This window comes from Thalassospira profundimaris (assembly GCF_003326795.1).
GTDB classification, from domain to species: Bacteria; Pseudomonadota; Alphaproteobacteria; order Rhodospirillales; family Thalassospiraceae; genus Thalassospira; species Thalassospira profundimaris_C.
This window is the reverse complement of sequence record NZ_JPWI01000003.1, coordinates 85,312-108,273: the sequence shown is the minus strand read 5'-3', so window position 1 is coordinate 108,273 and position 22,962 is coordinate 85,312. Positions and strand designations below refer to the sequence as shown.

Annotated in this window: 23 protein-coding genes; 14 read left to right on the top strand and 9 right to left on the bottom strand. The window is 54.6% G+C overall.

Features of this window, described 5'->3' with window-relative positions:
- The first annotated feature begins 148 nt into the window (after nt 1–148).
- From TH30_RS06615 to TH30_RS06570, 10 genes are all read left to right on the top strand, one after another.
- Complete coding sequence (locus TH30_RS06615) at nt 149–1,021, top strand: ABC transporter permease (RefSeq protein ID WP_114097304.1); 873 nt, start codon at nt 149–151, stop codon at nt 1,019–1,021.
- A 15-nt stretch (nt 1,022–1,036) separates the two neighbouring features.
- Nucleotides 1,037–1,852: an ABC transporter permease gene (locus tag TH30_RS06610; protein ID WP_114097518.1), complete on the top strand. Its 816-nt coding sequence runs from the start codon at nt 1,037–1,039 to the stop codon at nt 1,850–1,852.
- Nucleotides 1,853–1,963: 111 nt separating this feature from the next.
- On the top strand, nt 1,964–3,118 hold the full coding sequence (locus tag TH30_RS06605) for an ABC transporter substrate-binding protein (RefSeq protein ID WP_114097303.1): 1,155 nt from the start codon (nt 1,964–1,966) through the stop codon (nt 3,116–3,118).
- Nucleotides 3,119–3,228: 110 nt separating this feature from the next.
- A complete protein-coding gene (locus tag TH30_RS06600; RefSeq protein WP_114097302.1) occupies nt 3,229–4,326 on the top strand; it encodes an ABC transporter ATP-binding protein in 1,098 nt (365 codons plus the stop codon).
- A gap of 35 nt (nt 4,327–4,361) precedes the next feature.
- Entirely contained in the window at nt 4,362–5,738 is a 1,377-nt protein-coding gene (locus tag TH30_RS06595; protein WP_114097301.1) for an aminotransferase family protein, read from the top strand.
- Complete coding sequence (gene kce / locus TH30_RS06590) at nt 5,735–6,664, top strand: 3,5-dioxohexanoate:acetyl-CoA acetone transferase (protein ID WP_114097300.1); 930 nt, start codon at nt 5,735–5,737, stop codon at nt 6,662–6,664. Before TH30_RS06595 ends, kce begins: the two co-directional genes overlap by 4 nt.
- A gap of 67 nt (nt 6,665–6,731) precedes the next feature.
- A complete protein-coding gene (locus TH30_RS06585) occupies nt 6,732–7,790 on the top strand; it encodes a histone deacetylase family protein (protein ID WP_114097299.1) in 1,059 nt (352 codons plus the stop codon).
- On the top strand, nt 7,787–8,932 hold the full coding sequence (locus tag TH30_RS06580; RefSeq protein WP_114097298.1) for an NAD(P)/FAD-dependent oxidoreductase: 1,146 nt from the start codon (nt 7,787–7,789) through the stop codon (nt 8,930–8,932). Before TH30_RS06585 ends, TH30_RS06580 begins: the two co-directional genes overlap by 4 nt.
- Nucleotides 8,933–8,983: 51 nt before the next feature.
- Nucleotides 8,984–10,270: a M20 family metallopeptidase gene (locus tag TH30_RS06575; RefSeq protein WP_114097297.1), complete on the top strand. Its 1,287-nt coding sequence runs from the start codon at nt 8,984–8,986 to the stop codon at nt 10,268–10,270.
- Nucleotides 10,271–10,312: 42 nt separating this feature from the next.
- Nucleotides 10,313–10,660 (top strand): RidA family protein, encoded by a 348-nt coding sequence (locus TH30_RS06570; RefSeq protein ID WP_114097296.1) that lies wholly within the window; start codon nt 10,313–10,315, stop codon nt 10,658–10,660.
- Between the two features lie 66 nt (nt 10,661–10,726).
- Here TH30_RS06570 and TH30_RS06565 read toward each other — a convergent pair whose 3' ends face one another.
- Nucleotides 10,727–11,959 carry a bifunctional alpha/beta hydrolase/OsmC family protein gene (locus tag TH30_RS06565; RefSeq protein WP_114097517.1) on the bottom strand — a complete coding sequence of 411 codons (1,233 nt, stop codon included), beginning with the start codon at nt 11,957–11,959 and terminating at the stop codon, nt 10,727–10,729.
- A 100-nt stretch (nt 11,960–12,059) separates the two neighbouring features.
- Here TH30_RS06565 and TH30_RS06560 point away from each other — a divergent pair, with 100 nt between their 5' ends.
- Nucleotides 12,060–12,572, top strand: coding sequence for a GNAT family N-acetyltransferase (locus TH30_RS06560; protein WP_114097295.1), 513 nt, complete (start codon nt 12,060–12,062; stop codon nt 12,570–12,572).
- Nucleotides 12,573–12,629: 57 nt separating this feature from the next.
- On the opposite strand, the gene TH30_RS06555 is transcribed toward TH30_RS06560, so the two are convergent.
- From TH30_RS06555 to TH30_RS06545, 3 genes are all read right to left on the bottom strand, one after another.
- The gene (locus TH30_RS06555) at nt 12,630–13,127 is read right to left on the bottom strand and encodes a thioesterase family protein (RefSeq protein ID WP_114097294.1); all 498 of its coding nucleotides are present in this window, start codon (nt 13,125–13,127) and stop codon (nt 12,630–12,632) included.
- Nucleotides 13,124–14,065, bottom strand: a complete 942-nt coding sequence (lhpI, locus tag TH30_RS06550) for a bifunctional Delta(1)-pyrroline-2-carboxylate/Delta(1)-piperideine-2-carboxylate reductase (RefSeq protein ID WP_114097293.1) — start codon at nt 14,063–14,065, stop codon at nt 13,124–13,126. The genes TH30_RS06555 and lhpI overlap by 4 nt, the downstream gene beginning before the upstream one ends.
- Nucleotides 14,066–14,190: 125 nt before the next feature.
- Nucleotides 14,191–15,042 carry an alpha/beta hydrolase gene (locus TH30_RS06545; protein ID WP_114097292.1) on the bottom strand — a complete coding sequence of 284 codons (852 nt, stop codon included), beginning with the start codon at nt 15,040–15,042 and terminating at the stop codon, nt 14,191–14,193.
- Nucleotides 15,043–15,240: 198 nt separating this feature from the next.
- On the opposite strand from TH30_RS06545, the gene TH30_RS06540 reads away from it, so the two are divergent.
- Nucleotides 15,241–15,732: a hypothetical protein gene (locus tag TH30_RS06540; RefSeq protein ID WP_114097291.1), complete on the top strand. Its 492-nt coding sequence runs from the start codon at nt 15,241–15,243 to the stop codon at nt 15,730–15,732.
- 33 nt (nt 15,733–15,765) lie between these two features.
- Here the strand turns inward: TH30_RS06540 and TH30_RS06535 are convergent, their stop codons facing one another.
- The 5 genes from TH30_RS06535 to TH30_RS06515 all read right to left on the bottom strand — a co-directional run bounded on the left by TH30_RS06535 (nt 15,766) and on the right by TH30_RS06515 (nt 21,401).
- The gene (locus tag TH30_RS06535) at nt 15,766–16,836 is read right to left on the bottom strand and encodes a D-TA family PLP-dependent enzyme (protein WP_114097290.1); all 1,071 of its coding nucleotides are present in this window, start codon (nt 16,834–16,836) and stop codon (nt 15,766–15,768) included.
- Between the two features lie 55 nt (nt 16,837–16,891).
- The gene (locus tag TH30_RS06530; protein WP_114097289.1) at nt 16,892–18,361 is read right to left on the bottom strand and encodes a M81 family metallopeptidase; all 1,470 of its coding nucleotides are present in this window, start codon (nt 18,359–18,361) and stop codon (nt 16,892–16,894) included.
- Between the two features lie 86 nt (nt 18,362–18,447).
- Nucleotides 18,448–19,503 (bottom strand): TRAP transporter substrate-binding protein, encoded by a 1,056-nt coding sequence (locus TH30_RS06525; protein ID WP_114097288.1) that lies wholly within the window; start codon nt 19,501–19,503, stop codon nt 18,448–18,450.
- 99 nt (nt 19,504–19,602) lie between these two features.
- Complete coding sequence (locus tag TH30_RS06520) at nt 19,603–20,883, bottom strand: TRAP transporter large permease (RefSeq protein WP_114097287.1); 1,281 nt, start codon at nt 20,881–20,883, stop codon at nt 19,603–19,605.
- Nucleotides 20,880–21,401, bottom strand: coding sequence for a TRAP transporter small permease (locus TH30_RS06515; protein WP_114097286.1), 522 nt, complete (start codon nt 21,399–21,401; stop codon nt 20,880–20,882). Before TH30_RS06515 ends, TH30_RS06520 begins: the two co-directional genes overlap by 4 nt.
- 206 nt (nt 21,402–21,607) lie before the next feature.
- Here TH30_RS06515 and TH30_RS06510 point away from each other — a divergent pair, with 206 nt between their 5' ends.
- Nucleotides 21,608–21,997, top strand: coding sequence for a RidA family protein (locus TH30_RS06510; protein ID WP_114097285.1), 390 nt, complete (start codon nt 21,608–21,610; stop codon nt 21,995–21,997).
- A gap of 80 nt (nt 21,998–22,077) precedes the next feature.
- Nucleotides 22,078–22,962 carry a MurR/RpiR family transcriptional regulator gene (locus TH30_RS06505; RefSeq protein WP_114097284.1) on the top strand — a complete coding sequence of 295 codons (885 nt, stop codon included), beginning with the start codon at nt 22,078–22,080 and terminating at the stop codon, nt 22,960–22,962.

Sequence of the window (22,962 nt, the reverse complement as noted above, 5' to 3'; positions counted from 1 at the left end):
AACCTATCCCATAGTTATTGGCTATGAGATCTATTCTACTTATCTATTTGCGCTATGTGCAAGTCTGGGGTGGAATGGTGCCTGCAATTATTTCAACGGCCAAATAACCGCGCACGGCATCGCCGGAGCACAATAACGGGAGGCATAAATGGCCGCAGATATCGCCGGGACGCGTCGCGCGCCCTGGATACTGTTATCGCCATCGCTGGCAACAGTCGGGCTGCTTTTGATCATCCCGATGCTGTTTATTGTCGTCTATTCGTTCTGGTTACGCACAGCGACCGGGGCGGATCAGGTCGGCTTTTATCTTGATAACTGGATCGAGGTTCTCGGCGACCGGTTCTATCGCGATATCCTGTTTCAGACCTTTGCCATTGCCTTTTACACCACAGTGATCTGTGCACTGGTCGGCTATATCCCGGCCTATTTCGTTGCCAATACGCCAATGAAATCCAAGGCATTTCTGCTTTTGATGCTGATGCTGCCCTTCTGGATCAGCTACATCATCCGCACCATGTCTTGGATCAACATTCTGGGCACGTCGGGCGCGCTTAATACTGTGATGCTGTCGCTTGGCATCATCAATGAACCGATCCAGATGCTTTATAACCAGACCACGGTTGTGCTGGGGCTTGTGCATTATCTGCTACCTTTCATGATCCTGAATGTCTATGTCAGCCTTGATGGTATCGACAAGAACCTGACGGAAGCGGCCCAAAGTCTTGGCTGCACAGGTTTTCAGGCCTTCCGCGAAGTGACCTTGCCACTGTCGCTGCCCGGCCTGGCAGCCGGATCGCTTCTGTGCTTTGTGCTGGCGGCGGGCACCTATATCACCCCGATTGTTCTGGGCGGTCCGCGTGATGCGATGTTTGCCAATCTGGTGTTCGAGGCCATCGTCACCCAGTTGAACTGGCCGCTTGGATCGGCACTTTCACTCGTCCTTCTGGCCCTTCTGGGGGCGCTGGTCGTCATTTACACCCGCTATCTCGGCATCGATCAGATCGCCAAGAGCTTCAAATAAGGGAGGTATATGACAATGTCCGGCTGGTCGATGATCCGAATTGCCACGATCCTTGTATATCTGTTCCTGTTTGCGCCGGTTGCCGTGGTGATCCTTCTGGCATTCAACGCAAATCAGTTTGGCGGATTTCCAATCGAGGGATTTTCTCTGCGCTGGTTCGAAGCGCTTTGGAACAATGACGCCATTGTGCGCGCGTTTAAAACGTCCCTGTTACTGGGTTTTCTGACCAGTGCGGTGTCAACGACGCTTGGCACGCTGGCCGCCCTTGCGATGGTGCGCTATGACTTCCCTGGAAAACGGACGATTTCGACCCTTCTGGTTGCGCCGATCCTGATCCCCGAAGTTGTTCTGGCTGTTGCCTTGCTGCTTTTCCTACAGGCATTGTCGATGCCCAAAAGCTTTGGCCTGCTTTTGATGGGGCATGTTGTCTTTACCCTGCCCTTCGTGGTGCTTGTGGTACAGGCACGACTGGTGTCCATCCGGCGCGATGTCGAAGAAGCCGCCATGAGCCTTGGCGCAACGCCAATTCAGACATTCTTTGAAATCACCCTGCCGCTGATGATGCCTGCGGTGATGGCCGGGATGCTGTTTTCCTTCACGATTTCATTTGATGACATCACCGGCACCCTGTTCTGGAAACCGGGCGGTGTTGAAACCGTGCCAACCCAGATTTTTGCCATGCTGCGCAATTCCATCAGCCCGGAAATCAATGCCCTTGGCGCTGTGATGGTGATCTTCACCGTCGCCCTGCCCCTTGTCGCGGCATCAATTGCGCGCGTGATGGCAATGCGCAAATTGCGCGCATCAAACCGCAAGACACAGATTGCCTAGAGCAAGCTTTGAATATCGCGGGAAACCGCCAAAACCAACAACAAGACCAAAAGACCAACGACCAAGAACAAAACCGATAACGGAATAAATTGTTTTATCAGGAGGCCTTAAATGGACGATACGAAACGCTATGAACGCCTGCTTAATCGCTACCGCGATGGTGATATCAGCCGCCGTACTTTTCTGACCGCTCTTGGCGCTGCCGGTGTTGTTGCCGGTGTCACCGGCGGCCCGATGGGGATGCTCGCACGCAAGGCGCATGCTGCCACCCCGGAACAGGTTCGCTTTGACGGTTGGGGTGGCGTTGTTTCCGAGGCATTCGAAAAATACGCCTTTGCACCATATACCCAGAAAACCGGTATCAAGGTTGTTTCGGGCACCTTTGGCGGGGCTGACGAATATATCGCACGCGTCAAGGCAGGCCAGCCGGGCGAATTCAACCTTGCCCACCTTTCGGGCGTGTTTGACTATGCCCGTTATCATGGTCTCGAACTGACTTCGGAACTCAACGAAGCCAATATTCCGAACCTTCAGAACGTGATTCCAAGCCTGATCGAGCCGCTTCGTAAAATCACCGGCGGCACGATTTCGGCCGTGCCATATGATTACGGCACCACGGGCATTGCCTATAACCGCAAATATATCAGCGACGACGAAGCCAAGGCCAAGGGCGCCAAGCTGATGGTCGATGAAGCCTATAAAGGCAAGATCGGCGGTTGGGGTGAATGGAAAACCCGTATCTGGTACGGCGCCCTTCAGTCCGATCAGGACCCGAACAATATCAAGGACATTGACGCGGTTTGGGACATGATCCGTTCGCACCGTGATCTGGCGCTTAAATACTGGAGCTCGGGCGCGGAACTGATGAGCCTTCTGGCCGAAGAAGAAATCTATGTTACCGAAGGCTGGTCTGGCCGCATCAAGGCACTTCAGGATCAGGGCCATGACATTGGCTATCTTGATCCGGCTGGTGGTCTTGGCTGGCAGGAATGTCTGTTTGTGCTGCGTGGCAGCCCGATGGCGGCCTGTGAAGAGCTTCTGAACTTCATGCTGGAGCCGGAAGTCGCGATTGCGGTTGCCGAAGGCCAGAGCTATCCGCCGGCCCTTGACCCGCAGAAGGTTGAACTTGGCAAAGTCATCCCGACGCTGCCGGCATTCGATCCAAAGGGCACGCTCGCATCACTCAGCTTCTTTGATCCGGCCTACTGGAACGAAAATGAAGCCGACTGGTCGAAAACCTTCTCACGTGTGCAGCGCGGTTACTAATCCCGCCTTGCGCACCTGATCCTGTGTCCTGGCCTTCGCACAACCGGCCAGGACACATTTGCCCAACCTTTTTGGGCGGGCACCTTTATTCTGACAGGGTATTAAACACAATGGCAGACACATCCAACGCCGTTGAACTTCAAAATGTCGTCAAGCGTTACGGGGAATTCACGGCGGTCAAACGCATGGACCTGACCGTGCCCGATAACAGCTTTGTCACCTTTCTCGGCCCGTCGGGCTGTGGCAAAACCACGACATTGCGCATGATCGCGGGTCTGACCGATATTACCGAAGGCGATTTGATGATCCGGGGCAAACGGGTCAACAGCCTGCCGATCCACAAGCGCAATCTTGGTCTTGTGTTTCAGAACTATGCCCTGTTCCCGCACAAGACGATTTTTGACAATATCGCCTTTGGCCTGAAATATCGCAAAGTCGCCAAGGCCGACATCGCAAAGAAGGTCAATCAGGCGCTTGATCTGGTGCAGCTTCCCCATGTTGCGGAACGTTATCCCAATCAGCTTTCCGGTGGTCAGCAACAGCGCATTGCGCTAGCGCGTGCCATTGTGATCGAACCCGATGTTTTGCTGCTTGATGAACCCCTTTCGGCCCTTGATGCCAACCTGCGCGAAGAAATGCGGGTCGAGCTCAAACGCATTCAGCGTGAACTGGGCGTTGCCACCGTATTTGTTACCCATGATCAGTCCGAAGCATTGGCGATGTCTGACAAGCTGGTTGTCATGAATAACGGCATTGTCGAGCAGGAAGGCGCACCGCAGGATGTTTACAACAATCCCGCATCAGCATTTGTTGCCGACTTCCTTGGCCATTCCAACATAATCCCGGCAAACCTTGGCAGCCCGGATGCAGGTTTCACACGTGTCAGTCTTAAAAGTGGCGAGACACTTCTGACCACGACCGAGCAAACCGCCAAGGCCAATGGGTCCAAAGATGTGCGTGCCGTCGTGCGCGCGGAAAAAATTGAACTGTCTGATCAAAATGGTTCCGGTGACGGCGTTATCGCTATTCCCGGCAAGATCAAAACAGTCGATTATCTTGGCCAGCAGGCCCGTTATTTCGTCGAGGCCAATGGCCGCGACTGGCAGGTCATCAACCCGATTGATGCCCGGCCCCATCAGGAAGGTGCCGATATCTATATGCATATCGCGGCACGTAATTGTGTGTTGTTGCCCGGTCATCAGGACTAAGGATCACTGATACCGGTTCAGGAGAGCCACCATAAATGACGCATGATATCAAAAGCCCGGTCGGTCATAACCGGGAGTCCCGTCTGTTCTATCAAAGCCGGTCGCGTCGTCCGCTGATCGACCGTGCCGAAGGCGTTTACATGTGGGACGTCGATGGCAAACGCTATATCGATGCATCCAGCGGGGCGATGGTCAGCAATATCGGCCATAGCGACCCGCGCGTGATTGCCGCAATGAATGCCCAGCTTGAAAAGGCAAGCTTCGCCTATCGCCTGCATTTCGAAAATGATGCGGCCGAAAACCTTGCCTGGCGACTGGCAGAACGGGCACCGGGCGATCTTGAACGGGTATTCTTTGTTTCGGGTGGGTCAGAGGCGGTTGAAAGCTGCATCAAGCTTGCCCGTCAATATGCACTGGCCAAAGGTCAGGCACAACGCACCAAGATCATCTCGCGGTTCCCGAGCTACCATGGATCGACCCTTGGCGCACTGGCCCTGACCGGTTATACGCCGATGCATGCGCCATTTGCCCCGATGATGGTGGATCAGCCGAAAATCCCCGCACCGACCTGTTATCTGGATCGTGATGATCTGTCCGATCATGATCGCGGCATCAAATATGCCAATATGCTGGAAGCCGAGATCATCAAACAGGGCCCGGAAACCGTTCTTGGTTTCATCATGGAACCGGTGGGTGGGGCTGCGACCGGGGCACTTGTTGCCCCTGATAGTTACTATGGCCGCATTCGCGAGATTTGCGATCAATACGGCATTCTTCTGATTTATGACGAGGTCATGACCGGGGCCGGTCGTACCGGTAAATATTTTGCCTGCGAACATTGGGGCATCACGCCTGATATCCTTGCCGTGTCAAAGGGACTGGCAGCAGGTTATGCCCCGCTGGGTGCAATGATTGCGCCTGATCGCATTGTCGGCCCGGTTCTCGATCATGGCGGGTTTATCCATGGTTACACCTATGCCGGTAATCCGCTGGCCTGTGCGGCGGGCAATGCGGTTCTTGATGTGATTGACGAAGACGGCCTGCTTGAAAATGCAGCCGCCAGCGGTGCGGCATTGAAGGCCGAACTTTCCAAGCTGTCGGACGAATTCACCATGATAGGTGATGTGCGCGGCAAGGGATTGTTGCTGGCGGTCGAGCTGGTCAAGGATCGCACATCCATGGAGCCGATTGACCCCAAACATATGGCGGCTGCCCGTCTGGTTGACATTGCCTATGACAAGGGGCTGATCATTTACTGGCGTCGCACACGCGGCGGATATCGCGGCGACCATGTCATGGTCTGCCCGCCCATGACGATCAAGCCCGAACAGTTCGACGACATTCTGGTGCCGCTGCGCGCCGCCCTTGTCGAACTTCAGGACGAACTTGCCACCGCCGGAGCGTTTTCATGAGCCGCAAAGTTATCATCACCTGCGCGGTGACCGGATCGGTGCATACACCATCCATGAGCCCGCATCTGCCCATCACCCCGGACGAGATCGCACAGCAGGCCATTGATGCGGCCAATGCCGGGGCGTCGATCCTGCATCTGCATGCCCGTGACCCGCAGACCGGATTTCCAAGTCCCGAACCGGATCTGTTCATGGAATTCCTGCCCAGGATCAAGGCCGCAACCGATGCAGTAATCAACATATCGACCGGCGGCGGCATGACCATGACAGTCAAGGACCGCATTCGAGCGGCCAGTCATGCTGCGCCGGAAATGGCATCGCTGAATATGGGCACGATGAATTTCGGCCTGTTCCCGGCGCTTGCCAGCCGTACAGAATGGAAACATGACTGGGAGCCGGAGTTTATTGAAAACAGCCGCGACTTTGTTTTCAAGAACACGTTTTCGGACATCGAGACCATTCTGGCCGATCTGGGCGAAGCCAACGGCACGCGGTTCGAGTTTGAATGCTATGACGTCGGCCATCTTTATACCCTTGCCCATTTTGTCGACCGGGGTCTGATCAAGGGGCCGATCTTTATCCAGTTTGTGCTGGGCGTTCTGGGCGGCATCGGGGCTGATCCCGACAACCTTGCCCATCTGAAACGCACTGCCGACAAGCTGTTTGGTGACCAGTACCATTTCTCGGTTCTGGGGGCTGGTCGTCATCAGATGCCGCTTGCCAGTATGGCAGCCGCCATGGGTGGCAATGTCCGGGTCGGCCTTGAAGACAATCTTTATCTGCGCAAGGGCGAACTTGCGCCCGACAACGCATCTCAGGTTCGCAAAATTCGCGAAGTTCTGGACGGGTTGTCACTTGAAATCGCAACCCCCGACGAGGCGCGCGCGATTTTGGGACTGAAAGGTGCCGACAAGGTCGCCTTTTAGTTCGACACACAACTGAAGACACAAAGCCACAACCGTTTGACCACGCACAAAGTGAAAGGCGGCAGCGATGATGCATGCCTATTTCTCAGACGATCAGTTACGTCATCACGGCAAGACATTCATTGTCGCGGGTGAGAAAAAGCCGATCCCCGAAGTCCCCGAACGCGCCGATATTCTGCGCACGGCGGTATCGCGGCTGGGCCTTGAACTTCGCGCGCCCGATGATGCCGGTATGGCACCGATTGCCGCCATTCACGATGAGCAATATCTGGACTTTCTGCAAACCATCTATCGGGAATGGCGTGAGGCGGGCGGATCGGAACTGGTGGTCCCCAATATCCATCCGTTTGACCGCAATGGCCCCTACCCGCGCCACCATACGGGCAAGGCCGGTTTTCATCTGGGCGACACATCCTGTCCGGTATCGGAAACCACCTGGCATTCGGCCTATGCCAGTGCCCAGACCGCGATTTCAGCCGCCCGCCACGTCCGCGACAAGGGCGCGCATGCGGCCTATGCCCTGTGTCGTCCGCCCGGCCATCACGCGAGTGGCAATATCGCCGGCGGATTTTGCTATCTGAACAACAGCGCAATTGCCGCACAGGAGCTGCGTGCGAAATATGACCGGGTGGCGATCCTTGATGTCGATCTGCATCACGGCAATGGTACGCAGCATATCTTCTATGACCGCGCCGATGTCATGACCCTTTCGATCCATGCTGATCCCATGGATTTTTATCCATTTTTCTGGGGCCACGCAGAGGAAACCGGTGCACAGGAAGGCCATGGATTTAACAGAAACTATCCCCTGCCACTGGGCAGCGGCGATGCGGTATTTCTCGAAGCACTTGATCGCGCCATGGCAGCGATTGACGATTTCGGGGCGGATGCAGTTGTGGTTGCGCTTGGTCTTGATGCGTCCCGTGATGATCCGTTCGGCGGGCTTGCTGTCAGCCCCGATGGTTTTTCGAAAATCGGTGAAAAAATTGGCACCCTTACCTGCCCAACCGTGATAGTGCAGGAAGGTGGTTATGTCAGTTCCACGCTGGCAGAAAACCTGTATCAATTCCTCAGCGCCTTTGGCGTCACCAACAAGAACACCACGTTATCAGAAGGCCCCAAATGACCCATTCAGACATCCTGATTATTGGCGGCGGCATTGCCGGTATGTCGGCTGCATATTTTCTGGCAAAAGCGGGAAAATCCGTCACGGTTCTCGAACGCGAAGATCAGCCTGGCTATCACAGCACCGGTCGATCCGCCGCCCTTTATAGCGAGACCTATGGCCCCAAGATCATTCGCAAGATGTCAACCGCCAGCCGGGACTTCTTTTTGAACCCGCCAGCCGGTTTCACCGAGAACCCGATCCTGGCCCCACGCGGGATCGTGATGTATGCAGCCCCGGGCGAAGAAGCCGAACTGGATGCACTGATTTCCGAAGGACGCGCCAACGGGGCCACTTTCACAGAATTAAGCCCTGCGGAACTCAAGGAAATAGTTCCGATCCTTAATATCGATCTGATTGGCAAGGGCGCCCATGAAACCGATGCCATGGACATCGATGTTCACGCGCTGCATTGGGGCTTTATCCGTCAGTTCAAAGCCAATGGCGGAACGCTTGTCACCAAGGCCGACGTGCATTCAATCACCAAGGCCGATGGAAAATGGCAGGTCACGCTTGCCAACGGTTCGGTTTATGGGGGTGATATCGTTGTGAATGCCGCAGGCGCATGGGCCGATGACATCGCAACCAAGGCTGGTGTCAAACCGCTTGGCATCGTTCCCAAGCGCAGAACGGCCGTAATGATTGATGCCCCGGCAGATATCAACATCCATGGAATGCCCATGGTCGCAGCCCTTGATGAGTCCCTTTACTTCAAGGAAGACGCCGGTCGTTTGCTGGTATCGCCAGCCGATAAGACACCGACCGAACCCCATGATGTTCAGCCCGAAGAACTTGATATCGCCATTGCCATTGACCGCCTGATGACGGCGACCAATGTTGTTGTGCGTCGCCCCGGTGAATCATGGGCCGGACTGCGCAGCTTCTTTGCCGATGGTGATCCGGTTTCCGGCTTTGATGCGGACGAAAACGGGTTTTACTGGCTTGCCGGTCAGGGCGGCTATGGCATTCAGACGGCACCCGCCATGGGTGAATATGCCGCAAGCCTGATTTGTGGCGATGGCGTCCCGCCCCATATGGATAAGCTTGGCGTGACCAAGGATGCCCTTTCGGCCACCCGACCGACCCTTGCCACTGGCAAATGATGACGACACAGGCAATCGGCTACCATGCCTTGCCTGAACGGAGAAGACACTATGACCGGTTTTGATCGCGCCGCCCTTCGCAAGGCCGTAGCAGAGCGCACATCTGCGGCGGTTGATGATCTTTGCGCGCTGGTGCGTCACGACAGCCTTCTGGGCAACGAAGCATCGGCGCAGGACTGGATCGCCGAACAGTTTGCCAAAATGGGACTGGATGTCGAACGCGTCACAATCGATATCGAAGCCCTGCGGGATCAACCCGGCTTCTCCCCGCCCGTAATCGAAAATTATGACGGGCGCGAAAATGTGGTTGGCCTGCATCGACCGCAAAACCCGACGGGAAGAAGTCTGATCCTCAACGGGCATATGGATGTTGTACCGACCGGACCGGTTGAACAATGGCGTCGCGGACCGTTTGATCCGTATGTTGATGGTGACTGGCTTTATGGGCGCGGTGCGGGCGACATGAAGGCCGGTATCATTGCCTATTGCCATGCCCTTCAGGCCCTGCACGATATCGGGCTTGAACCCGCTGCCCCGGTTACCCTGCAATCGGTGATCGAGGAAGAATGTACCGGCAACGGCGCGCTTGCCTGTCTTCATGCCGGATATCGTGCCGATTGTGCAATCATCCCTGAACCGTTTAACCAGACACTTATGACCGCACAGCTTGGCGTGATGTGGTTCCAGATCCATGTTTCGGGAAGCCCCGCCCATGTTCTTGATACCTCAGCCGGAAGCAACGCCATTGAAGCCGCATTTGGCTTCTTTGAAGTCCTTAAGGAGGTCGAGGATATCTGGAACCATCCGACGGACCGGCATTGTGCATACGGGGCGCATGTTCACCCCGTGAACTTCAACCTTGGCAAGATCGAGGGCGGCGAATGGGCATCAACCGTACCGCCGGTTTGCACGGCTGATATCCGGGTTGGTTTCTATCCGGGGATGGAACTTGAAAAAGTGCGCGAAACCATCGAGGCGGTGAAACAAAGCGCGCTTGATAATCATCCGTCCTGCAAGGGTGCCAAGATCGAGATCACCTATCGCGGTTTTCAGGCCGAAGGATGCGAAATGGATGTCAATCATCCGATGATGACGATGATTGGCGACATCCATCAGGAAGTCACCGGAAACGCGATCAAAAACTATGCCTCGACTGCGACCACAGATGCCCGTTTTTTCCAGATTTACGGTAACATTCCGGCAACCTGTTATGGCCCAAAAGCCGAACGAATTCATGGCATTGACGAACGGGTTTCAATCGCATCCATGATGGAAGTTACCGAAGTGCTTGCCCTGTTCATTGCTGACTGGTGCGGCGTGCAAAAGCGTGGTAGCTAAACCCGAATAAATTATTCAATTTTGTCACCAAAGGAGAGCTTCATGAGCGTTCAACGTTTCCACACCGGCCCGCGTATGAGCCAGGCCGTTGTTCATGGCAACACCATCTATCTTGCTGGTCAGGTCGGCGAACCGGGCAGCGACGTTACCAACCAGACCAAAGAATGCCTGGCAAAGGTAGACGCGCTTCTGGCCGAATGCGGTTCGAGCAAGGAAAACATCCTGTCGACCACCATCTGGCTGGCTGACATGAAAGATTTCGCCGCAATGAACGAAATCTGGGACGCATGGGTTCCGCAGGGTCACACCCCGGCACGTGCATGCGGCGAAGCGAAGCTTGCCACCCCGGATTACCTTGTTGAATTCATCATCGTTGCGGCAAAACCGTAATCTGATCGATATCATCACAAAACGCCCGGCATATGGAATGTATGCCGGGCGTTTTTGTTTTCGCACTCAGGCCGAATGTTCCTGTGTCACAATCACGGAACTGGCTTCAAGTGTTCTGTGAACCGGGCATTTATCGGCAATTTCAAGAAGCCTTGTGCGCACGTCATCGGTGAAATCGCCATGAAGCGTAATCAGGCGTTCAAACCGATCAATCTTGCCCGACTTCGACACCGGTTTTCCGGCGCATTCTGCACAGTCTTCGGCATGGATTTTTTCGTGACGGACTTCAACCCGGACACTATCAAGCGGGATCTGCTTCTGATCGGCATAAAGTCGCAGCGTCATTACCGTGCAGGAACCAAGGGCGGCTGACAGAAAATCATAGGGAGACGGGCCGCTGTCAAAGCCACCGACATTTTCCGGTTCATCGGCAATCATGCGGTGCTGCCCGGCAATCACCATCGACTGGAATTTGCCAAGGCCGGTCTCGCGCACCACCACACCTTCGGACACTTCCGGCTGCTCGGGCGTATCGTCGGGAAGATAGCGTTTCGCCCATGCCGCAATGACGTTTGCTGCATATTCGGCGTCATCAGGATTGCGCAAAAGATGGTCGGCACTATCAAGCGAGACATAGCTTTTGGGATGTTTGGCCGCATCATAAATCCGCCCGGCATTTTCGATCCCGACGGTCTGATCCATTGGCGCGTGGAGCACCAGCAACGCCTTGTGCAATTTGCCAACTGCGGCTTCGACACTGTGATGACGCAGATCTTCGACAAACTGGCGCTTGATCACAAAGGGTCGCCCGCCCAGTGATACCTCCGCCTGCCCGTCGCGTTCGATATCATCAAGATAACCATCAAAATTATGCGTCACATGTTCGACATCGGCAGGTGCGGCAATAGTTGCCACGGCGGTTGCTTCGGGCACGCTATCGGCAACGGCCAGAACCGCCGCCCCGCCCAGTGAATGGCCGATCAGAAGTCTGGGGGCCGCAAATTCATGCCGCATAAAATCCGCCGCGCGCCGCAGATCTTCAAGGTTGGAGGTGAAATTGGTCGACGAGAAATCCCCGCCCGAACCGCCAAGCCCGGTAAAATCAAACCGCAACACACCAATCCCCTGCAAGGTCAGGGACTGGGCGATTTTGCGTGCCGCGGTTAAATCCTTGCTACAGGTGAAACAATGGGCAAACAACGCATAGGCCCGCACGGGCCCCACCGGCAAATCCAGCCTTGCGGCCAGTTCGGCCCCATGGGCACCTTCGAATGTCAGTTTAATGGGCTTGACCGGCATTGATCTCTCCGTGTCTGCAAACCGAAAAACGGCTTTGATTACATGGAATTCACGGTAAAGTTCTGAACGTCTTTTTCCACCATAACAAGCGCCCCACATCATGACCATTCTTGAAACACCGCGCACAATCCTGCGCGAAGCCACCCATGACGACGCACCGTTCATTCTGCAACTGCTCAACGAGCCGGGATGGATCCGTTTTATCGGTGATCGCAACATCCACGACCTTCAGGCCGCACGCGATTACATTGATCTGCGCTTTCGCGAGAATTATGAAAAGCTTGGCTTCGGAATGTGCGTTGCGCTGGAAAAGGAAACACAAAGCCCGATTGGACTGATCGGCTTTGTCAAACGCGATACCCTTGATGCGCCTGATATCGGTTATGCCGTGACAGAGCCCCATCAGGGCAAGGGATACGCCTATGAAGTCTGTTCCGCCCTGCTTGATCACGGCTGGAACATCTATGGTTTTGACAAGGTTTATGGTTACTGCCTGCCCGATAATGGCCCGTCCATTCACATGCTTGAAAAACTGGGCCTGACATTTTTACGGGATCAGGATGTCAATCAGTCGGGCGAGATATGCAGGCTCTATATGGCAACCCGTCCCTAAGCCGGTACATTTCGCAAAAAGAAAACCCCGCATCCATCCGATGCGGGGTTTATCATTTCACTTGCGGCGAATGCCGATCTTGCGCCCGACACCGGACGGGATCGGAAGGTCAGCATGGGCTTCCCTGATCTTGTTGAGTGTCGCCATGATATCGTCGGGGAACGGGGCCGACCGGCGTTCCGTCATATTGATATGCATGGTGATGATTTCGTTGGTTGATGCCAGCCAGCCTTCGGTGCCGTGACGCATTTCGTGATACATGTGAACACGCTTCTGGTCGCAATCGAGTACACGGGTGTGAATGACAAACGGTTCATCCTGATGAATTTCCCGGTCATAGGTCACATGCATTTCAAGGGCAAAGGTCGATCCATTGCGCTGTTCGGGATAGTTCAAGCCCATACCCACCGCATTCAGGAACGCCATGGACCCCAGATCGAATGCAACCACGTAATATCCGACATTCATATGGCCGTTAAAATCAATCCATTCCGGTTTGATGGTTCCGCGAAATACTTCGAGCGGTTCTTTGGCAAACAGATCCTTGCTGATCATTTTTCAACCGCCTTGACTACAGTAACAGCGGCAAAGAAATCTTCCAGCGAATGTCCGACGGATTTAAACACCGTGCATTCGCCATCGGTTTCACGCCCTTTGACTTCACCACGGGTCAGGCCAAACAGATCACCGATGATATCGGACTTGGCGATGGCACCGCTTTTGATTGCCTGAACAACATCGCCGCCTTCGGCGCTGGCCCCTTCGAAGCTGTCGACATAGATGCGCGATTTCGCCATGACGGCATCATCACTTTCGCGCATGGTCGGCTTGAACGCGCCCACCAGATCGACATGGGTGCCATCACGCAGCCAGTCACCGCGTACCAGCGGCTCGGTCGAAAGGGTCGCACATGAAATCAGGTCTGCGGACTTGCAGGCGGTTTCAAGATCATCGGTTCCCGACGCATTGAAACCAAGTTCGGCGATCTCGGTGGCAAGTTTCATCGCCTTGTCGGCATTGCGGTTCCAGATCGTGACATTTTTGATCGGACGCACCGACGCATGGGCCTTGATCAATTGCGGGGCCATGGCACCTGAACCGACCATGACCATATCCGTCGCATCCTCGCGTGCCAGATAGTCAGCCGCCAGCGCCGATGCCGCCGCCGTGCGGCGCGTGGTCAGCTTGGTGCCATCAATCACGGCCGATGGCTGTCCGGTGACCGCATCAAGCAGCACATAGGTTCCCGAAACCGCCGGAAGATTGCGTGCAGAATTCCCCGGCACAACAGCGGCGATTTTAACACCCGCTGCCCCGTCTTTTTGCCAGGCTGGCATGATCAGGAAAGTTGCATCATCCTCGTTACTGCGTTCCATGTTGAAATGACTGCGCAACGGCGCTTCGCAGCCTTGTGCAAAACCATCACGAAGGGCTTCAACCAGATCACGGGGCGATACAAATTTGTCGATATCTTCGGCAGTAACGAAACGCATGGGCCTTCCTGTAGAATTATTTGTGTTTCAGTATGGTAGCGGACATTTTTTATATCACGTCAGACTGCCCGCGTCACAGGAAGTGCGATGGTTTTTCATGCTGTTTTTAGGTGATTTTCCGTGATTTACGGTTGCAGGAACCGCTTGAGATGCCCAAACAACGAACCGGTACCCAAAAACACTTCTTCAAGCACGGTAAAGTGGTTCGCCCCCCAGGCCTTGTAGACAGGAACCTTGTGCCCGGCACTTCCGCAATAGGCTGCATAGGCATCACTTTGGCGCACGAATTCCGGGCTTTCATTGCCGCCGACAATGACCATCATATGCACATCCATCGGCACAGCATCAAGCATCGGGGAATTATCTGCAGCCGATGCTTCATCAAGACGAATATCGTCATTCAGACTGGTGTGACGGATCGGCTCAAGATCAAAAACACCCGAAATCGGAATCACGGCCGAAAACGGTGTCGCATCGCCAAGTGTTTCTTCCCAGTCATGGGTGGCAAGGCGCGCGACAATCTGCCCGCCTGCTGAATGGCCAGAGATCGAGATATTGTCCCGATCCCCGTTAAAATCTTCGACATTGCGATAGACATAGTCGATGCAACGCACGGCTTCCTCGGTGATATCGGCCACCGTGACATCAGGACAAAGATCATAGTTCGGGCAAATCACCGTAAACCCGGCCGCCACCAGATCACGGGCGACAAAGGCATAATCCTTTTTGTCCTGACTGCGCCAGTATCCGCCATGGAAGAAGATATGAACCGGGGCACCGGGATCGGATGCCATGAAAACATCCATGGTTTCCTTGGGTCCGTCACCGAACCGGACATCAATTTTGCCGCCCAACTGTGCGCGGGTTTCACCGGACAGTTTCACAAACCGTTCGAAATGCGTCATGAATTCCGGCACGGTTTCGCGCGGATTATATTGCCATTCAAGTTCAGCTGATGTGAAACCACCCCAAGCCATCGGCACCTCGGATTTTATGGGTTAGATCTGTATACGATCTGATCTTCAATACCGATCTTTCTTCAATTTTTCCCTGTTTGCAATCACTTCGCATCGGGGATGCGTATTTTTACGCGTTTGTTTCTTCTGTGATTGAACCGCCATCGCCGGGATGCGAAAATGGGTTAAATCATTTTTATATCAACCGGATAGACAGCAATGCGCCCCACCGATCAAAGCCCGTTTCCGCCATCTGATACCGACCGCAATCAAATATGGGAAATGCTGGTTCCGCGCGATATTGCGGCCTTCGTTGCCGCCGACTGGTCGATGGTCGAGGATGATTTCAAGGCAGACGGGTTTTATGCGATTGATGCCTGTAAATCCGATAATCCCGATGACTGGAAAATGATGTTTCCCGATCTTGGGGCCTATCGCGATGAATGGCTGCGTCAGGCGATCGAAGCGCAAAAAATCGCGTTTGCCGAAGACCTTTATGCGGGTGTATTTCGTGCAACCAGGCTTGAGAAAATCGACATTACCGGCAACCGCGCATTGGTGCGCAAACATTTCAACGGGCGCATCAAAAAAGAAGACGGCACAGAAGACCGTCTGCTTTGGAAAACCCATTATTACTGCGAAAAACAGGATGACGGGAAATGGCTGATCACCGGTTTCACCGGCTATCTGCCCAATCACGACCCGGCGTGACCGCCGGGCCTTCCCGCGATATGGATTGTTTGGTTACAAAACCTTGCCGCGTGCGGTGACATCGACCGTTGAGATCACGTCCCCACGCACCAGATGCACCTGATCAAGCATATTGCTGACCACGCAGACATGGTTGGGGATGATTTCGATCCGCTCGCCGATTTCAAACGGGCTCAGATCGGCCTCGAAATGCAGGATGCCGTGTTCTTCGGAAAGACCGACCACATTGACCTCGGGATGGCCAACGACACAGCCATATCCCTCAAGACCCAAAAGATCGGAAGTCAGAACCTTTGATCCCGCATCAATGATTGCACGTCCGGGTGCCGGGAGTGAAACCACCTCGGCCAGAACACGAAGTGCACAATCATCCTCGCCACAGACCTCACGCGCCATCAATGACCGGTCGTTATAGATATAGGTGCCGATACGATGTTCGGTGACGTTCGATACTTCGTGGGCCTTCCACATATCGGGTGTCCCGCCCGAACTTCTGATCGGGCAGTCAATCCCGACCGCGTCGAGCTTGGCCATGGCATCGCCAAAGAACCCGCCGACTTTCGGTCCACCACCGGCCGCCGGATAGGTCATCAGACCGGCAAAGGCAATGCCCGGAAGGGATTGGATCTTTTGTGCAAGAACCACTGCTGCATCGGGGCTTTGCACACCACAACGTCCGCCGCCGGTATCACATTCAATCAGGATTTCCAGCGGCTTGGCACTGTCAGAAAAGGCACGCGACAGGCCTTCGATGACGGCCTCGTTATCGGCAACAACACGAAGTGTTTTGATCCGGTCAAACAAGGAACGCAGACGGGCAAGCTTGCGTTCTCCCAACACATTATAGGTCAGAAGAATGTCATCCAGTCCGGCATCGGCCATAATTTCGGCCTCGCCAATTTTCTGACAGGTAATTCCCCTGGCCCCGGCATCGATTTGCTGTTTGGCAAAGGCCGGGATCTTGTGAGTCTTGATATGCGGGCGCAGCGCAATACCGTGCTTGTCGCAATAGGCCTGATAGGCATTTACGTTGCGATCGACCGTATCAAGATTGATCACCGCGCAAGGCGTATCAAGTTGGGGATATTGCGGTGAACGGGTCATGAAAAACGTCCTTTGATTTTCGGTGGTGACGCGAAGGGGCGATGGCAATCAACAATCAGCTGGCCTTTTGGGCAAACGGATCATCGACAATCGGCCAAAGCGGACGTTTGACATGACGGTATCCATTGGTTTTCGGATCCGAAGGATAAGGACCATGCACATCAATATAGATGATCTCGCCCGCGATTTTGGCGAAGGCATCGTAGAAGTGATTGGTCGATTTGATAAACAAATATTTTTTTGATTTCGGATCGATCCCCATATTCGAAAACAGGCTGGGATCGAAACTTTGCGACCGGTTGGTATTGAGGATCACCTCACCCCCGCCCGGAAGAACGATCACCGCACAATCGCCAAGCGGCACAATGCTTTCGCCGAAATACTGCCAGGCATTACGTTCAAGCTTCTTGACCGTGACCTCGGCGTCAATCGGGGCACCGGCATGGGCACCGGTTTTACCGCCAAAGCGCAGCGGCAATGTCGCGCCCTCGCCCGCAGAAAAACAGATCTTTACCGCCATCGGGTCCCAAAGCGTGCCAAAGGCATAATCAGAAAGCCCGCGTTCCATCACCGCGCGCAGTAAAATCGTGCTGTCGCCCGGTACGCCTCCGCCCGGATTATCCCAGACATCGGTTAGCACAATAGGTTTGGCGTCCGACGCCAATGCCTGATCAAGGGCCGCTTCGGGTTTAAGGAATGTCGGCCGGGTGGCCCCACGGAAACCAAACAACTCAACCCCCAGGTCTCGTGCAATCTGTTTGGCTTCCGCAGGGTTATTGTTGGTGGTGACAATGACCTTGGCACCAAGGTCGGGCACGTCACCGGCCATAAAGCCATGAATGAAGGAAACCGATAAAATATCGCCCGTCCCTTCCATATCCTTTGCGCGGTCAATAAAGGACCGCATCGGTTCACGCGATGTCGGCAGGACTTCGATCATATGGCAATCAAAGACTGCCTTGGTCGGCGTGATTTCACCGCGCAGCGTGCGCAACACAAGATCAACCACCGCACGCCCGGTTTCGACGAAATCGGTATGGGGGAATTCCTTGAAGGCGACGATGATGTCGGCATTATCGACACGCAATGCAGTCAGATGGCTATGCGGGTCAAAGCTGGTGCCGATCACAACTTCCGGACCAACAAGCGCGCGAATGCGTGAAATAAGATCGCCCTCGCAATCAAGATAATCCTGCGCAACCATCGCGCCATGCAGGCCAAGGATCACGCCATCAACCGGCATGGCCGCGCGGAGCTGCCCCAGAACCTCGTCGCGAAGCTGTTCATAGGTTTCGCGACTGACAAGCCCGCCGGGCTCAGCCCAGGTTGCAGTGCCTTCGATCAGGTCCCAGCCTTCCTTTGCGGCACGAAGGCGGCCTTCGGTAAAGACGGCACTGCACAGCGTCGGGGTTACCGGATGCTGACCAGGCGGCGCGTAAAAGCTTTCCTGAAAATCGGAAAAATCGGTTCTTAAAGGTGAAAATGTATTGGTCTCGGTTGCAATCGAGGCGCAAAAAATCCGCATGGCCCGTGCCTTTGTTATTGGTCTTTTGATATCAGCTAATGAAATCCGAAGGGGCAGAAAGCCGCCCCTTCGGTGGGTGGAATGGCTTATTCCATGTAGCGGCTGGCGTTGGCTTTCTCGACTTCTTCCTTGAACAGGTTCAGAAGTTTCACACCTTCGTCGCCAAGGCTTTCCTGTACGTGCTGGATCACGACCGGCTGGGTTGCCTCTTTGAACTTTTCACGGTCTTCAGCCGACAGAGCGGTGATTTCCATTTTGTCCTTAAGACCGGCAAGACCACGATCAGACGCCTCGATCACGCGTGACACACCGCGGCTTGCAACAACGCAAGACTGGGCAGCGTAGCGGATGATTTTCTGCTGATCGGCGGTCAGGTCATCCCAGAATGCTTTGGACAGCATCATGGTGTAAGGCGAGAACAGGTGATTGGTCAGGGTCAGGTATCCCTGAACTTCGTTGAACTTGGCAAAGGTCACGGTCGGAACCGGGTTCATCTGACCGTCGATCACGCCGGTCTGAAGGCCGGCATAAACTTCGCCCCAGGCCATCGGATATGCTTCTGCACCCAGTGCCTGCATGATTTTCTGGTGTGACGGCAGTGACATGGTGCGGATACGAATACCCTTGAAATCCTCAAGGGTGGCAATCGCATGCTGGGAGTTGGTCACAGCAAAGAACCCGCCGGTATCAGGGAAGCCCAGAACCTTGACATCACCAAGGGTACCTTCGATGTCAGACGCAAGCGCCGAGCCGAAAGGACCATCAAATACGTCATAGGTGGACGCGTTGCTGTCAAATGCGAATGCAAGGTTCAGAACATCGATGCGCGGATAATAGGATGCCAGCGCCCCGGTCGAGGTCAGGGTACCCTGAATCAGACCATCACGAACCATTTGAACATGTTCGGCGGCCGAACCAAGCTGGTTGGACGGATAGACTTCAACCTTGATTTCGCCATTGGTGTCAGCTTCGACAATATTGGCAAAAACAGCAGTACAGGCATGTGCCGGGTTTTCGAACGGGTCGGTTTTATTGTCGTGGGCGAATTTCAGGACTTTGGCCTCGGCAAACGCCATCGAGGTGCTGCCCATCAGCATCGCAGTTGCCAGGGCGGCTGCGCCCAAACGCTTTACGGTTTTCATTCTTACCTCTCCTTGATGTAACGACTTTATGGTGTCCGGCATTTTGTTTTGGTGCGTGCCCCGGCCCGGACTGACCGGGGCTGCCTTCACCCCGCAGGCCTAGCGGAAGCCCAGCAGTCGCGGTATCGCGAGCGCCAGATCCGACCAGAAGGCAAACAGGAACAGCACACCCAGTTCAGCCAAAAGGAATGGCCAAAGCTGTGCTGCAATTTTTTCAAGCTTTTCACCCGTCACCGATGACAACACGAACAGACAGGCCCCGACAGGCGGCGTCATCAGCGAGATATTGAGCGCAAGGATAAAGATGATCCCGGCATGGATCGGGTCCATTCCGATCTGGACTGTCAGCGGAACCAGAACCGGTGCCAGAATGATCAGGATGGCGTTGATATCCATCACCATACCGATCAGCAGAAGCAGACCGACAATCATGAAGATCACGATATAGGGGTTCCCGGACACACCCAGAACAAGGCTTGCGACTTCTTGCGGAATGCGATTGAAGCTCAGCCACCAGCCGAGGATCGACGCAAAGGCAATAATCACGAAAATCACGCCCGTGACGCGGGCTGTGCGCACCAGCATCCCGAAGAAATCGGCAAAGCTCAGCGCACGATAGATGAACACACCGATAAACAGCGCATAGGCAACCGCAACCGATGCAGCCTCGGTCGGTGTGACAATCCCGCCAAGAATGCCGCCCAGAATGATCAGAGGCATGATCAGTGCGGTAATCGATGATTTGAAAATCTGCCAGATTTCAAGAAGTGTGGCCCGACGTTCATTTTTCGGCAGGTTCTTGGCGCGTGCCGTCACCGCAATCACGGTCATGCAGATCAGACAGATCATTAGACCCGGCAAAATACCTGCGGCAAACAGACCACCAATCGAAACCCCCATCAGTGAGCCATAGACCACCATCAGTCCCGATGGGGGAATGGTCGGGCCGATGATCGACCCGGCGGCCGTCACCGCACAGGCATAGTCACGGCGATATCCGCGTTCGACCATGGCAGGAACAAGCGTCTTGCCAAAGGCCGCCGCATCCGCCGTTGCGGCACCCGTAAGTCCCGCAAAGAAAACGGATGCCAGCATATTGGTATGGGCCAGACCACCACGCATATGCCCGACAAGGGCCTGGGCAAATTTCACCAGACGGCTTGTGATGCCGATATGGTTCATGATTTCGCCAGCAAGAATAAAGAAAGGCATGGCAAGGAACGGAAAGACGTTCAGTCCGTTAAATACCTTGCTTGGGCCCTGGGACAGAAACATCCCCCCGCCCATGTCAAACAGGCCAACGACACCTGCCACACCCAGGGCAAAACCGATCGGCATGCCCAAAACCATCAGAACGACAAAGATAATGGCGACGATCATTCCGCGCCCTCCGCAAGATCAACCGGGATGAAGCGGCCCTGATCACGCAAGGCTACAAGAAGAAGCTGGATTGCCGCCAACAGGCTTGAGACCGGTACTGCGGCATAGGGAAGTGCGAGCGACATCCCGAAAATCATGGCCTGACGGCGCATGCCGCCTTCGGCAAAGCCCAATCCATAGATCGCAAGATAGAGGAATGCGGCGAGTGCAATCAGATCGACCAGAAACAGGATGCTGCGCTGGATCGGCATTGGCAGGCTCAGAACAAACATCCCGATCCCTATATGCTCGCGGCGCGCAATCCCGGCCGAAATCGCCAGAAGTGCCGCCCAGATCATCAGATAACGGGCGAGTTCCTCGGGCCAGGGTAGTTGCCAATGGAAAATGTATCGATCAATAACGCCAAGCCAGACATCCAGAACCAGAACAAGCATCAAAAGCGCAATAACGCGTTCGACAACCCAGTTCAGGGAACGGCTTAGGGTCGCTGCAATGGTTTCAACACGGCGTAATGCCATCTTCGCCAATCTCTCCGCTGATGAATCTTTTGTGTAATTTTTCTACATCCTGAGATCATTTTTGTAGCTTGTCTACACATTTTTAACATCATCGGCGCAAATTTTCCGCTATTGACCGAATTTTGAAACTGCTTTAGGTAGTTAAACTACATTTTAAACAGGGTGCGTTCTGATCTGCACCCGCAAGCCAAAGCAGGGAGATTTCCATGGCGATCAAACATTATGGCAATGAGCGCAGCGGTGCCGGCGGACAGAAACTACCTTTTTCTCCGGCCGTTCGTGCGGGTGACTACGTTTATATTTCCGGTCAGGTTGCCATGAAGGAAAATGGTGAAATCGCCTATGGCGGTATCGAGGACCAGACACGCCTGACCATGGAAAATGTCAAAGCCGCCCTCGCACTTGCCGATTGCACCCTTGACGATGTTTTCAAGATCAATGTCTGGCTGGCTGATACCCGCGATTTCTGGACCTTTAACCGCGTCTATGCGGAATTCTTCCCCAATGAGCGTCCTGCACGTTCTACGGTACAGTCTCAGATGATGGTTGACGCCAAAATTGAAATTGAAGCTATCGCTTACAAGCCGGAAAAGTGATACTTGCCAAAGGGGTGCCATGAACGGCAATTGTCTGTGGCGCCCCTACCCGTCCCTGAAAACAGAACCGGACCAGTGTGATGCAACCGACCGCCGACATCATCAGCCTGCTGCGCAGCCAGTCGGGAAGCTTTCCCAACCGGGAACAGCTGGTCGCCGATTATGTCAGTGAAAATCTGGAAGCTGTCACCACGATTGCCCTTTCCGATCTTGCCAGTAATGTCGGGGTCAGCGAGCCAACGGTTATCCGTTTTTGCCGGACACTGGGCTGTGACGGTTTTCGTGATTTCAAAATGCGTCTGGCGCAAAATCTTGCGGTCAGCATGCAGTATCTGACATCCGAGGATATTTCGGATGACACAACTGCCGCAGACGTACTTTCAAGTCACGTTCTGGGTGTGATCATTGATAACCTGCGCCTGCTCCGCGATCAGATTTCATCCGAACAGATCGACAAGGCCGCCGACATTCTGGTCAAGGCACGCCAGATTGCCTTTTTTGGTGTCGGGGGCGGGTCGACCATGGTGGCCTTTGATGCGGCCAACCGCTTTTTCAGGCTTGGCATTCCCGCACAGTCACAAAGTGACGGCTATTTGCAGCGCATGCTGTCTTCGACCCTTGGCCCGGAAGATGTGGTGTTTGCCATCTCAACCAGCGGTCGCCCGACCGAGCTTATCCATTCTGCGGCCATTGCCCGGCAATATGGCGCCAAGGTCATTTCCCTGACCCACCCTGACAGCCCCCTTGCGGCTGAGAGCGATCTGGTGATCGGGATCGAAATGCCCGAAAACCCGGACATCTACAAACCGACCGCAACGCGCCATGCCTTTCTGGCAACCATTGACGTGATTGCAACAGCAGTTGCGCGACGCATGCCTGATCAGGCAAAAGAGAAGCTGCGTCGCATCCGGTCGTCGCTTTTGACGCTCAACCCGCCTACCGGGCGTCAGCCGATCGGCGACTAG